Origin of the sequence: Campylobacter sp. (genome assembly GCF_052169515.1) — a bacterium.
Taxonomy (GTDB): Bacteria; Campylobacterota; Campylobacteria; order Campylobacterales; family Campylobacteraceae; genus Campylobacter_A.
Genome location: NZ_JBQNCH010000010.1, coordinates 26,943 through 38,845, shown reverse-complemented (window position 1 = coordinate 38,845; position 11,903 = coordinate 26,943). Strand labels below are relative to the sequence as shown.

Genomic DNA, 11,903 nt, shown 5'->3' with positions numbered 1-11,903 from the left:
GGCATCGAACCCAAGTCATATACAGCTTGCTTTTGCAACTGGAACCCTGCCAAATCTGGGCCATCTCTTATCTACTTTGTGTAATTATACCACATTTTAAGGGGACAAACGCAATGATAGAAGTTAAAGGCCTAGAAGAGCTGCAAACTAAGCTAAAATCTCTGCAAAATATCGACAAAAAAACCAAACCGCTAATGCAAACGCTAGGCAATATCTTACAAAACGAAATAGAAGCTAGTTTTGAGAACGAGAGCAGTCCGTTCGGACAAAAATGGCAAGCCTTGAAACCTAGTACGATTAGGCAAAAACAAAAACTAGGAAAGTCATCTAATATTTTAAGATGGGACGGAAATTTGGCGGATAAATGGATAGTTAAAGCAGACGATAAAAAAGCCACGGTATCTAATAATACGAATAAAAACGGCTTTGCTTATGGGCTAGTTCATCAATTCGGCACCAATAAGGCGGGACGAAGTAAAAATGTAAGAATCACGGCTCGCCCGTTCTTGCCAGTAGATAAAAGCGGAAAATTGCCGGATAAAACAGAAGAAGTCGTAAAAAAAGTAGCTATAAATTTCGTAAAGGATAGCTTTAAGTAGCAGTCTAGTTTATTCTCTTTTTTCTAAACTCCCAAGGCGGAGTCGGGCTATCTTCTTGCCAAAGGCCTAGCTTTGCATTTCTAGCATACGCTTCATCATCCTCATACTCCTTAGAATACTTCTTAAAAGCCCAAGCATAGCCGTTTTTGACCATAAATTTATTCACGTCTTCTCCATCAAGGAATACTTTTGCGATAGTCCTTTGATACTTATCTTTTTTATCTCCTGCTACGGTTACGATTTTTCCGGCTATTTTACCCTGCAGAGCTTGTTTACATAAACGCGAGAAAGGTTGCTTCTTTTCCGGGGCGTCTATGCCGTGAAGTCTTATCTTTATCTCTTGCTTATCCACAGTCAAGACTTTTATCGTGTCGCCGTCTGAAATTTTTACCACCTTTGCCTCATAGTCCGCAAAGGCGCAAGTAAATACTAAACTTATAAATATCAGAAATTTTAGCATCGTAAATCCTTTTAGAAAATTAATTATATTTTAAGAAATTTTCTTTATCAAACAAGTTAAAATATTATAAAAATTAAGGAGGATAAAATGACGCCTTTAATTAATTGGCAACAAAACAGGGTTCTAGACTTCCTAGAAAAACAAATATCATCTATGCAAGATGAAAACATTAAGAAAGATGCTTTAGGGCTTTATGTTGATCTATGCAAAGGCTTTATGGCTACTGAAAAAGAGGTTTGGCAATCCAATAATCAAACGGGAGTAGACAGCTATAAAGCAAATTTGGATTATCAAAACAAAACACAGGTAAATAACGTAGAACTCCAAAAAACGTTCAATTCATCCAGTTCGGTTGCTTCTACTCCATACTTTATACAAAATACGTAATGGCGATCAGGCCATTACGTATAGTCTTTACTCGAACAAACTAGGCTCTCTTAACTCTTTGGTTATAGCACAAACGCTGTTATAGCTCAAGTTATGCTTCGCGGCGATCTCGCGAATGACTACTGGGCGTGGCTTGCCTAACTCTATGCCTTCTTCGTATTCTTTGAGTATATCGTAGTTTCTAAACGTACCTTTGTAGCTTGGCACGTAAATATTTGCTCCGCCGTATTCTTTGATGATGTCGGCCATACTTCCGCTCTCTTTGACGCGGTTGTAGAACTCGGCAAATATATCGAAGCTATTTATCATTTGTAGTATTTGTCTTTCATTTGAATAAGGGCTTGCACGACGTCGGCGGCATCGCTTCTCGATAGAAATTTAATATGCAAAGGTCTGATTTTAACTATCCTAAAGATGAACTCTCTTAAAGCCATGCCTGTTTTTACGTTGGCTATCTCTTCCCAGATACCAATGATAGTTTCAAGCTGTTTTTTGGTAGCGTATAGGCTGCCTTTAGCGGGCGTTATATCTTCGTCGGCTACAAAAGAAGGGCTAGACGTTTTATTTGCTTTGGTTTTGCGGGTTGCTTTGCTTTTTCGCGCAGGTCTTTTAAAATTTGCACCTTTATGGGGCTTATATCCCACGACTTCTAGTACGCTTCTAAGCTCTTCAACGCTTAGTTGTGTCAAGCTATCTTTGCCGAATTGCGCTTGTAGATATATTTTTCTGCATTCGTCGTCCACGAAATAGTTGTGCTTCAATGTTTGTATCATTTTTATATAGTATTTTTTTAGTTCGCTCGTATTCATCTCAAACCGCCAAATTTAAGGTATTTTCCCTTATAGTTGTAATAGTTGTATCGGTTGTAGTCTCCGCTTTACAACTATATATAACGCTCTTGCCAGTTTTACGGCTAAACCATAGCTTGCCGTCGAATTTATCGAGGCAATCCCTAGCCGTTCTATCGTCTTTTTCGTAATTCATAGCGTTTAGTAACTCGGTTTTGTTTAGATCTCCGCCGGCTAGTATTTTTTGCGCTAGAGTAGTAAAATTTAGCTCGTATTCGCTCATTCTAGCTACCTCTACGTCAAGCTCGTTTAGTTCTAAATTTAGCGTTTTTACGCAAAAACCACTATCTTTTACTCCGGCTCTTTCTTTGGCTACTTCAAGTAAGAAATTTAACTCGTTTTCCTTGCTAGGGCGTTTTAGTAGATGATACATAACATCGAGAGAATTTCTTATATGGTTGCTACCTTGATAGTTTTTACCGTCTTTGTTAGAGTGGTGAAGGATGATTACGGTAGCTCCTGCTTCGCGTAAATTCTTAAGCGCGCCGAACAGTCTATTTATGCGGTTGTCGTTATTGATGTCTACGAAATCCCGCAAGCTATCCAGAATAAAAACGCAATCTTTGTAAGCTTTGCCTACGGCGTTTTCTTCTAGCTTTAAAACAAGCTCGAATCCGCAAAGCTCCAAAGTGGAGCGCTGGATATAATTCATATTCTCGTAGCTTTCTATAAGTAACCTATCTACGCCGCGCTGTTTGAGTACGCCTACTGGGTTGTCGTAGTCTATGAAAAACACCCTTTGACCCTCTTTGCAAAGTTTTTTAGCTAGAGCAAAGGCCATGTAGCTTTTGCCCGTGCCGCCGTCAGCGTAGATCAGTGTGATTAGCTGCTTTACTAAAAAGCCCTCTATCAAAAACTCGACCTTTTCGTTGAAACTATCCTTGGTTAGGCTAGAACTTTTTAAAAACTCGAAAATTTCGCTCATTATAATCCTTTTTTCCACAGCTCTTTTTCTAAAAATCCACGGCTTAAACCACTGCACCTAGCTAGTTTTGATATGTTTAGCTTTCCGTTTTTAAAGCGGTAAAAACTAAGATCGTAGCTTAGGACATTATTAAGTCTAGCTTGATACGATGCTCTCTTTTTTGCGTGTAGATTATCGAGGTGAATTTTTTGCTTAGTTGTCAAACCGTCTTTCCTTAAAATTAAACCTTTTAAAGAGCGTTAAAGTGGTTTAAAACGCTCTTTAAAGGGCTTAAAGCCCTTTAACACAAATTCTTAATTTTTCTCGTCTTACAAACCTAGGCAAAAGCCTATTTTTGCTATCTTTTAACTTTTTATATTCACTCCAATAGATTTGAAAATCGCTCTTTATCTCGTTCATTTTCCTATCTCCAGGCTCTCTATCTTAGGCACTATCCTAAAATTATCTTTCACTACTCTTTTAAGACCGAGTTTTACTAAATCCTCGTCTTTTAGCTCCGCAAGTGCTTCCTTGTTAGGCTTTTCTTCATATATAATGCACTCTTTACCTAATCCAAATGCCTTTATTGAGCTTAACAAACTCTCAAGCTTGGCTTTTACGGTAGGTACTCTTACGCTTTTGCTTATGCGGTAGCCGATCTCGCCGAAAGTAAATTCTTTTGAGCGTTTTTCGGCAAATTCGGCCTTATTATCCTCGCAAAATAGTGTGATTTGCTGCTCGATGTAGCTCTTTTCGCTCTCGAGTCTTTCAACTTCGCTTTTTCTAGCTTCTTTTATACGGTTGCACTCAAGCGTTACTTCACCGTTAATTTTTTCTATACCTACGCTTACTTCGCATAGTCTTTTTAAAGCGACGTCTACGTCACTAAAACTATTTATTTGCATCTTTTACTCCTCATTAAAAATTTTTATTAGCCCTATCACTCGAACAAACTAAATTTAAGCTCGCTTAGGCCGTATTCTTTAGCCCATGCCGCCTCTTGTGCCATACCTTTACTCTTGTCGCTCCACTTGCACGAATGGCTGTAGTAGTAGCTGCACACTCTAAGCAGTTCTTCGCAGTTTTTCATTACTCTTTCACGCTCAAGCTCGCTATATATATCCATCCACGCAAGTACGGGCGAGATAGGCTCGTAGCCGTTAGCTCTGACGATAGCACAAGCCTGCTGCGCTATTTGCTTAGCGTAGTAGTTTCTGTCCCGATCTTTGCACTCGATACTGGCGTAGGGAGTAGAAACAAACACTAATCTCGCTGTTTTCATCTATTCTCCTTTCTTAAAATTTAACTTTATAGGAAGCTCCGCAGAGCTCCCGAAAAATCAAATTTAAGCTGCCGTATCGATCACTTTGCCGTCAGCGGTTCTTATAATATATTTGCCTACTAGCTTGAACATGCTCTTTGAGTAGTCGGCCTTTTGGCCCTTTATCATGCTTCCGCGCCTTATGCCCCATAGTTCACCTTTAGCACTTACTCTCATTTCAAATCCTTTTTCTTCAAATTCTCTTACCAGTCTAACTAGCCCTGCCGCTTGCGTTCGATCAACTGCACTATTTTCAAGAGGATTTATAGCTATATCCATCATTTTTTACTCCTTACAACTATTACAACCGTTACAACTATAAAAGCAACATCTTCGTAGCCTCTTTGACTACGTCTTCGTTTATGTGGGTCTTTGCGTATTCGCTTAGCATCTTCGCCCTTCTTAGCAGCTTTTCGGTCTTTCTGAAATTTCCTTTAGCTAGCGCTTCTATTAGATCAATGCATGGTTTTTGCGTTACGCCGAAGTTTTTGCAAACTGCTTCTAGGTCGTCTCTTATTTTTTTCTTGTCTTCGTCTACATAGGAAAGTCCGCCTAGTATCCATTTATTTCCGACTCTCGAGCTTAGCTGCTCTAGCTCGTTTCCACTCTTTGAAGCTGTTAAATTTATGAGCAGCTTGTTTGTGCCCACGAGTACCAGAGTAGCGCGGCTAAAATCGTGCATCCTGCGCAAGCTTTCAAGCGCGCGGTACGGCAAATGCTCGGCCTCGTCTATAATGATCGTTCTGCTTACCTTTTTTAGAGCTTCCGCGCTTTGACGTATTAGCTCGTCTATGCTTCCTTTGTCGTTTAGTCCGAGCTCTCTAGCTAAAATTTTAAAAAGGCTCTTTGCGGATGTATTTATGGTAGCCTCGATTAGAATGCTGTCCGGATGCGTTCTTACGTATTCGCGAACGGCTCTCGTCTTCCCGCTGCCAGCTACTCCGCTTATCATCGCCATGTCTCTATCTTGTACCGCCCAGCCTATCACCGCGTGTATGCTTTTGGCGTCCTTTGTTCTTACGAACGGTAGCTCGTCTTGTAAAACGTCCACTTTTTGGATAAAATTGTCAAGATAGTTTTTAGCTGGCTCTTCTACTTTGTCGGCATACTTGTAGCTAGAGCCTTCCTTTATATATCCCGAGATATACGCGGGATTTATTCCCAACGCCGTAGCAAATTTGTTCTGACTCATACCGCTTGTTTTATTAGCTTCGATGAAGTCTTTTATTCTGTCTGCTAATTGCATAATTAGCTCCTTTCTTTAAAATTTAAAATCTTTTAAATACGTTTAAAGTGCTGTTAAAACGCATTTAAAAGGCTTTATTCGCCGCTGGCCCTATCTATCGCCATGTCAAGAATGCTCCTTTTGGCATTTCTCTTAACTTCGCCTGTTATCTCAATTTTAGAGTAATCAAATCTTGCGCTTGTTATCTCACTAACCGCCTCTTGCTGCGCTATGGCTTCTTTGATACTATCGATATTTGAGCTTTCAATAATCCTATTTTCTTTTTTGAGTGCTTCTTGATGAGCCGCTTGCATTTGAGCCAGATCATAATCCACATTTAGTTTTGTGAATTCGCTCAGTTTTGCTTGACTTACCCCTTTTCTTACTGCTTTTAACCTGTCATTGAATAGTCTATTGGCAATCTTAAATTCATCCGCTCTAAGCTGCATCAAGCTACTATCTGTGGCTTTACAGATGAACTCTCCATCAAGCGTATATATGAATGCCTCGCTCACGTTGTCTATATTCACGCTTACTCTAACCTCTGTCCTGACATCAGGCAGCATGCGCGATACATAGGTTATCTTATCGATCGTTATGCCTTTTTTGCTGACTTTATGGATGCCTTTACTACCGGCAAAGAGTAAAAATCTCTCATATTCAATAGTTTTTAGCGGTGTATCGTCGCTATTCCACCTTTGTATAGGAGAATTCTTTTTGCGTTTTACGGCAGTTATATCCCACTCAAGCACAGCTGTTTCAAATCGCTTCCTCATGTCATCATACGTTAGTAGATGTTTTTGATTGGTCTTTTTTATCCAGCCATACTCATCTTTTGCGTGTCGCTCTTTTTTAGGGGTTTGCTGCTCTATGTTTTCGCGCTTTGCAACACTTCCACCTATATAGCCCGGAGTATGGGCCATCTTGCTTCGCTGAATCGTGCCAAAATGTCTTTCGACAAAGGCTTTGTCTTTGCCATGATAGGCTCTTGCAGCATCATAGTCTATACCAAGACCTTCAAGCAGGTCTTGAAATTCTTTACTTATATAGTCTTTACCGTTATCACCTTTTATACACTCAGGCTTGCCTAAAAGCTCAATAGCTCTCCAAAGCAAGCGAGTTATGCCTAATGCATTTGACGTCTCAGCCAAAGTCGCCACACATCTACCGCTGAATACGTCTATGATAGATAGGATATTTGGTCTTACCTGCACTCCGCCTTTGCCGTCTCGCACGATGACATCGAGCTTTGAGCTGTCTATCTGCCAGCACTGATTTCGTCTAGTCACGAATATGCCTTGTGTGCCGTGAGCCGGGTCAAGGTAGCTTATGGTTTTATCTATGCCTTTGGTTGAGACGATGGTGTCTAGTATGTTCTTGGCTTTATATTCTTTTAAAAACCTACTGATCACGCCAGTATCGAATAGTGGCGTTACCTTGCCTTGAAGAAAGTCAGGTGCACTGAATTTACCCGTTCGCTTACCATATTCGAAATGAAGCTCTTTCCAAAGCTGTGTGATGTTTAGATCACCAGCCCCGTAAGCTCTAAATTTAGTGAGTATGAATTCCTTCATCCACTCTTCAAGCTTATGTGAGCCCTTCTTTTTGCCGCGTCTATCAAGCAGACCGCGTAAATTTTGCTCCTTATAGGCTCTTTGCCATCTAAAAAGGTTTGCTTCGCTGATGCTTTCGCTTTCGCAAAACTTTTTAGAGGACAGATCGCTCGTCTCATATCTTTTTATGATGTCTCGTTTTCTTCTTGCTTCGACAAGCTCTTCTTCGCTGGCTTCAAGATATATGTCGCCCTCATCTTGCTCGTTGTTGTCATTGCTATGCGTTTTAGTGTTCTTGATCTCGCTAAATTTCATCATTTTTAGTCCGTTTTTACTCTCTGTACCACTATCTAGCACATAAATTTCAACATCGCTACTTAGCTTTTTGGCTCTTACAAGAGAGCTGATGTCAGCGATCTCTACTTCAAAGAGTAGCTTTACACCGCCACGACTTCTAGTGCCTGCGTCTTGCAAGCGGAGGAAGGGGTATTTGGTGGAGTTACGTTGGGTGGCTAGTCTTAGACCTCTCTCGCAAACACCAAAGACTAGTGAAGCAACCTGTGTTTCAACATAAAACATTAGCTAGCCTTCTCTTCTTTCAAATTTTCAGGTAGCTCATCGATAATACCCTCAGCGACCAATGCTTCAAACACCATTTTTGCTTTACCTCTTGAATTATTTTTGCTTCCCGTGATCTCGCCGTTTATCACATAATATGTGGTGCGCTCATCAAGGTTATGCTTCTTGGCCCACTGACGGATACTGATGCAGTTTTCGATGAAATATCGCTTTATCATTTTTGCTCCTTCCCTTTTAAATTTCATTGTTAAGTCGGTATTTTTTAGCTCGTTTTGGTAAAATCACCAAAAAGGAGCAACTATGAAAATAGACAACTATCTATCAAATCTTGACAACATCTTGGTCGAGATAGCAAAAGAAATGAGTAAAAATGAGCTTGAAAAAGCTAAAAAGCTTTTTTTAAACTATAATTTTGATCCCAAAGCCTTACTACCACTAAAACCAGTTACCTTGAAATACATCAGCAAAACACCAAAAGCAAGAGCGACTTTCATAGCCAAGCAAGAAAATCAAGAGCTTATAAGGTTTTATGCTGTTTATTTGCTTGCAAAATCTTATGAGGTGGCTGATTTAACGCCATATACCCTTTATTGGATCGGTGGTTCTTACCGAGGATTTGCAGAGGGTGTGAGCGATAAAGTTTCTAGTCTGACTCATGAGCTGTATTGCGATCACGCCTATCACCTCTTGAAAAATTACTGCTAAGAGATTGCATATCAGCCACTACATCATCTTGCAAGTTATCGGCTTGCTGTTTGATGTTGTTAGCCAATATTTCTATCATCTTATTTCTCTCTGCCACATCAGCTATCACAGCTAAATCTATGATCATGTCCGCAAAATTTGCAATAAAAGATACCCTTTGTAATATATTTGGTTTATTCTTTTCCATTTTTTATCCTTGAAATTGTGAAAAACCGACTTAACAATGAAATTTAAAAGAACTATTGTTTCAAACCTTTGAAAAATTTAAACTTTTTTAAGCTATAATTTCAAAGGATTGAAAGAATTGTATCACAACTTGTGAATAAAGTCAATACGTTTTGTGTATATTTTTGAAAGGAACTCACAATATGGATAAGATAGATACTATTTTGGGAAGAATTTATAAAAAACTAGACATTAAAAACGATGCTGATTTTTGTAAAAGATACGACATAAAGCCAAACACATTAAGCAATTGGAAAAGTAGAAATACTCTTGCTCTTGAGAAAATACTTGATATAGCCAGAAAAGAAAAAATATCTATAGATTATATTTTGCTAGGCAAGGATAATGAAAACAATACACATAACGTGAATAATGATGGGTATCATATTAGGGTTTTAAGCCACAATGTAAGTGCTGGAACGTCTTCAGACATAGATGGTATTGATGTTTTCGATACAAAGCAAAAAATTTTTATCCCAAGGGATCTCTTTAAATTTCCAGTTAAAGAGGATAGGCTTAGGATGACACAAGTTGTTGGCGATAGCATGTTGCCAAAATTGCACCCTGGCGACTGGGTGATACTTGATATTACCGAAAATTTTGTGGGCGATGGACTTTATGTCATCAACTATAACAATATTTTAATGGTAAAAATGCTTCAAGTGGGTCAAAATGGCAATATATGTATAAGAAGTCTAAACCCAGAGTATAGTAGCTACGAGCTTAAAAGTGATACACAAGAAATTTTTTATGTGCTAGGTCGTGTAATCAAGAGCATAACATAAATTAAAACTTAAAATGTTCCTTAATCAGTTATTGATATTTTTTTAAGTTTCATCAAGTATTTGGTATTTAAAATTATTGTGTTCCTTAATAGTAAAGCGCTATTCTCTGTGTGTTGATAACACTAAGGAACATTAAGCTTAATTAAGGAACATTTTTATAAAAATTCTGTTCCTTAATTGCTATTTTTCTTGCTTTTTACAACCAAATTTTCTGAGAACCTTAAGCCAAAATTGTCAAAATTTAGTAAGCAATAGGATTTTTTGGGATAAATTTTGGGACGTTTTAAACACTCTTTAAAGTGCGTTTATTTGGGCTTTATATACACTTGTAGTGTTTAAAAATTTCCTTAAATTTGGGACAAATGGGTTGATTTGGGATAATAGGGATTTTTTGTCTTAGCTGAATTCTTGCATTACAACTGAGAGTGAGAGCCTTTTAAGAGCCTATTTTAGGGGCTTTCAAAAAATGTGCGCTAAATTTTTTCACTCTCATTTTCTTTACCCCCTCACAACTTTTATAGTCAAGCTTAAAAACTTTGATACTTTAGATGTGATAAAATCTCTAAAAATTTTAAAAAAGGATCAAATTTGAGAAGCGACATAATAAAAAAAGGCTACACAAGAGCTCCACACCGCTCACTTCTGCGTGCTACCGGACTAAAGGACGAAGATTTCGATAAACCATTTATCGGCGTTGCAAACAGCTTTATAGAGATCATACCTGGCCACTTTTTCTTAAATAAATATGCACAAATTTTAAAAGATGAAATTCGCAAAAATGGCTGTATTCCATTTGAGTTTAACTGCATCGGCGTGGATGATGGCATCGCGATGGGGCATGGAGGCATGCTATATAGCTTGCCTAGCCGCGAGATCATCGCAAACTCGATAGAGACCGTGATGAACGCGCACGCGCTTGATGCGCTTGTTTGTATGCCAAACTGCGACAAGATAGTCCCTGGCATGGTTATGGGTGCTTTAAGGGTCAATGTCCCGACCATTTTTGTAAGCGGCGGCCCGATGAAAAAAGGCTACACAAAGGACGGCAGGCCGATCGACCTTGCGACTGCGTTTGAGGCGGTTGGTAAATTTGAGACCAAAGAGATAGACGAGGCCGAGCTAAGAGATATTGAGTGCAACGCATGTCCGAGTGGAGGCAGCTGCAGCGGTATGTTTACAGCAAACTCTATGAACACGCTTTGCGAAGCGATGGGTATAGCGCTTTCTGGCAACGGCACCATCCTAGCGCTAACGCCAGAGCGTGAGGAGCTCATCAGAGCGGCTGCTCGTAGAATTTGTCAGATCGCCATTGATGAGAAATTTAAGATAAGAAACATACTAAATGAAAAAGCGATCCGCAACGCACTTGTCGTTGATATGGCGATGGGTGGCAGCAGCAACACTGTCCTTCACATGCTAGCCATCTCAAGAGAGGCTGGCGTAAATTTAGATATCAAAGAGCTAAATAAGATCAGCCAAAATATCGCCCACATCGCAAAGATTAGCCCAAGCTTGCCAAATGTACACATGGAAGATATCGGCAGGGCTGGCGGCATGAACGCTGTGATAAAAGAAATTTCACGCAGAGATAACGGCATGCTAAACCTAGACAACCTAACAGTTAGCGGCGAAACTCTTGGCGAGCGCGTAAAAGCAAGTGACATCAAAGATGAAAGCGTCATCCACAAGGTGGAAAATGCCTATTCGAAGGTTGGCGGACTTGCCATTTTATTTGGAAATTTAGCCGAGCAAGGCTGTGTCATCAAGACGGCCGGCATAGTTGGCGAGCGTAAATTTAGCGGCAAAGCGGTCTGCTTTAACTCACAAGATGAAGCCATAGCTGGCATCTCAAGCGGTAAAGTAGATAAAGGCGACGTCGTCGTCATCCGCTACGAAGGCCCACGCGGAGGCCCTGGCATGCAAGAGATGCTAAGCCCTACTTCGCTCATCATGGGACGAGGACTTGGTGCGGACGTGGCGCTCATCACAGATGGTCGCTTTAGCGGGGCGACAAGAGGTCTAAGTATCGGCCACGTAAGCCCAGAAGCGGCTGAAGGCGGTATGATAGGCTTGCTAAAAGATGGCGATATCATCAATATAGACGTCGATAAATACGAGATAAACGTTCGCCTAAGTGAAGCTGAGATCGCAAAGAGAAGAGCGGAATTTAAGCCAGTTGATAAGGCACTAACCTCTCGCTGGCTAAGGCAGTATCAAAAGCTAGTCACAAACGCAAGCAACGGAGCAGTGCTAGAAGCATAAAAATTTACCATAAAAGCAAAGAGACTACTCTTTGCTTTTATAAAAATATT

At 39.9% G+C, this 11,903-nt stretch carries 17 protein-coding genes; 5 read left to right on the top strand and 12 right to left on the bottom strand.

All coding sequences use genetic code 11. The features are described 5' to 3' along the window. Nucleotides 1-113: 113 nt before the first annotated feature. Nucleotides 114-599 (top strand): phage virion morphogenesis protein, encoded by a 486-nt coding sequence (locus ACTTKV_RS04880; protein ID WP_442549520.1) that lies wholly within the window; start codon nucleotides 114-116, stop codon nucleotides 597-599. A gap of 4 nt (nucleotides 600-603) precedes the next feature. Here ACTTKV_RS04880 and ACTTKV_RS04875 read toward each other — a convergent pair whose 3' ends face one another. Next, complete coding sequence (locus ACTTKV_RS04875; protein WP_442549519.1) at nucleotides 604-1,059, bottom strand: thermonuclease family protein; 456 nt, start codon at nucleotides 1,057-1,059, stop codon at nucleotides 604-606. 87 nt (nucleotides 1,060-1,146) lie between these two features. Between ACTTKV_RS04875 and ACTTKV_RS04870 the strand changes: the two genes are divergently transcribed. Then, nucleotides 1,147-1,446, top strand: a complete 300-nt coding sequence (locus tag ACTTKV_RS04870; RefSeq protein ID WP_442549518.1) for a hypothetical protein — start codon at nucleotides 1,147-1,149, stop codon at nucleotides 1,444-1,446. 27 nt (nucleotides 1,447-1,473) lie between these two features. Here the strand turns inward: ACTTKV_RS04870 and ACTTKV_RS04865 are convergent, their stop codons facing one another. From ACTTKV_RS04865 to ACTTKV_RS04820, 10 genes are all read right to left on the bottom strand, one after another. Beyond that, nucleotides 1,474-1,755, bottom strand: a complete 282-nt coding sequence (locus tag ACTTKV_RS04865; protein WP_442549517.1) for a hypothetical protein — start codon at nucleotides 1,753-1,755, stop codon at nucleotides 1,474-1,476. After that, nucleotides 1,752-2,255: a phage protein GemA/Gp16 family protein gene (locus ACTTKV_RS04860; RefSeq protein ID WP_442549516.1), complete on the bottom strand. Its 504-nt coding sequence runs from the start codon at nucleotides 2,253-2,255 to the stop codon at nucleotides 1,752-1,754. Before ACTTKV_RS04860 ends, ACTTKV_RS04865 begins: the two co-directional genes overlap by 4 nt. 1 nt (nucleotide 2,256) lies before the next feature. Continuing rightward, nucleotides 2,257-3,219: an AAA family ATPase gene (locus ACTTKV_RS04855; protein ID WP_051267848.1), complete on the bottom strand. Its 963-nt coding sequence runs from the start codon at nucleotides 3,217-3,219 to the stop codon at nucleotides 2,257-2,259. Continuing rightward, entirely contained in the window at nucleotides 3,219-3,422 is a 204-nt protein-coding gene (locus tag ACTTKV_RS04850; protein WP_442549515.1) for a hypothetical protein, read from the bottom strand. The genes ACTTKV_RS04855 and ACTTKV_RS04850 overlap by 1 nt, the downstream gene beginning before the upstream one ends. 192 nt (nucleotides 3,423-3,614) lie before the next feature. Then, nucleotides 3,615-4,103, bottom strand: coding sequence for a host-nuclease inhibitor Gam family protein (locus tag ACTTKV_RS04845; protein ID WP_103579145.1), 489 nt, complete (start codon nucleotides 4,101-4,103; stop codon nucleotides 3,615-3,617). Nucleotides 4,104-4,138: 35 nt separating this feature from the next. Next, nucleotides 4,139-4,480, bottom strand: a complete 342-nt coding sequence (locus tag ACTTKV_RS04840) for a DUF7768 domain-containing protein (RefSeq protein WP_442549514.1) — start codon at nucleotides 4,478-4,480, stop codon at nucleotides 4,139-4,141. A 63-nt stretch (nucleotides 4,481-4,543) separates the two neighbouring features. Continuing rightward, the gene (locus ACTTKV_RS04835; protein WP_442549513.1) at nucleotides 4,544-4,801 is read right to left on the bottom strand and encodes a hypothetical protein; all 258 of its coding nucleotides are present in this window, start codon (nucleotides 4,799-4,801) and stop codon (nucleotides 4,544-4,546) included. Nucleotides 4,802-4,835: 34 nt separating this feature from the next. Further along, the gene (locus ACTTKV_RS04830; RefSeq protein WP_442549512.1) at nucleotides 4,836-5,765 is read right to left on the bottom strand and encodes an AAA family ATPase; all 930 of its coding nucleotides are present in this window, start codon (nucleotides 5,763-5,765) and stop codon (nucleotides 4,836-4,838) included. 74 nt (nucleotides 5,766-5,839) lie between these two features. Then, nucleotides 5,840-7,876, bottom strand: a complete 2,037-nt coding sequence (locus ACTTKV_RS04825; protein WP_442549511.1) for a transposase — start codon at nucleotides 7,874-7,876, stop codon at nucleotides 5,840-5,842. Continuing rightward, complete coding sequence (locus ACTTKV_RS04820; RefSeq protein ID WP_103624406.1) at nucleotides 7,876-8,094, bottom strand: hypothetical protein; 219 nt, start codon at nucleotides 8,092-8,094, stop codon at nucleotides 7,876-7,878. Before ACTTKV_RS04820 ends, ACTTKV_RS04825 begins: the two co-directional genes overlap by 1 nt. 82 nt (nucleotides 8,095-8,176) lie before the next feature. On the opposite strand from ACTTKV_RS04820, the gene ACTTKV_RS04815 reads away from it, so the two are divergent. Next, a complete protein-coding gene (locus ACTTKV_RS04815) occupies nucleotides 8,177-8,581 on the top strand; it encodes a hypothetical protein (RefSeq protein WP_107692053.1) in 405 nt (134 codons plus the stop codon). Here ACTTKV_RS04815 and ACTTKV_RS04810 read toward each other — a convergent pair. Further along, a complete protein-coding gene (locus ACTTKV_RS04810; protein WP_442549510.1) occupies nucleotides 8,520-8,708 on the bottom strand; it encodes a hypothetical protein in 189 nt (62 codons plus the stop codon). The two genes, ACTTKV_RS04815 and ACTTKV_RS04810, sit on opposite strands and share 62 nt — an antisense overlap. Before the next feature lie 241 nt (nucleotides 8,709-8,949). Between ACTTKV_RS04810 and ACTTKV_RS04805 the strand changes: the two genes are divergently transcribed. Both ACTTKV_RS04805 and ilvD read left to right on the top strand, forming a co-directional pair. Continuing rightward, nucleotides 8,950-9,591, top strand: coding sequence for a LexA family transcriptional regulator (locus ACTTKV_RS04805; protein ID WP_107692052.1), 642 nt, complete (start codon nucleotides 8,950-8,952; stop codon nucleotides 9,589-9,591). Nucleotides 9,592-10,179: 588 nt separating this feature from the next. After that, a complete protein-coding gene (gene ilvD / locus ACTTKV_RS04800) occupies nucleotides 10,180-11,853 on the top strand; it encodes a dihydroxy-acid dehydratase (RefSeq protein ID WP_442549509.1) in 1,674 nt (557 codons plus the stop codon). The last annotated feature ends 50 nt before the right edge of the window (nucleotides 11,854-11,903 follow it).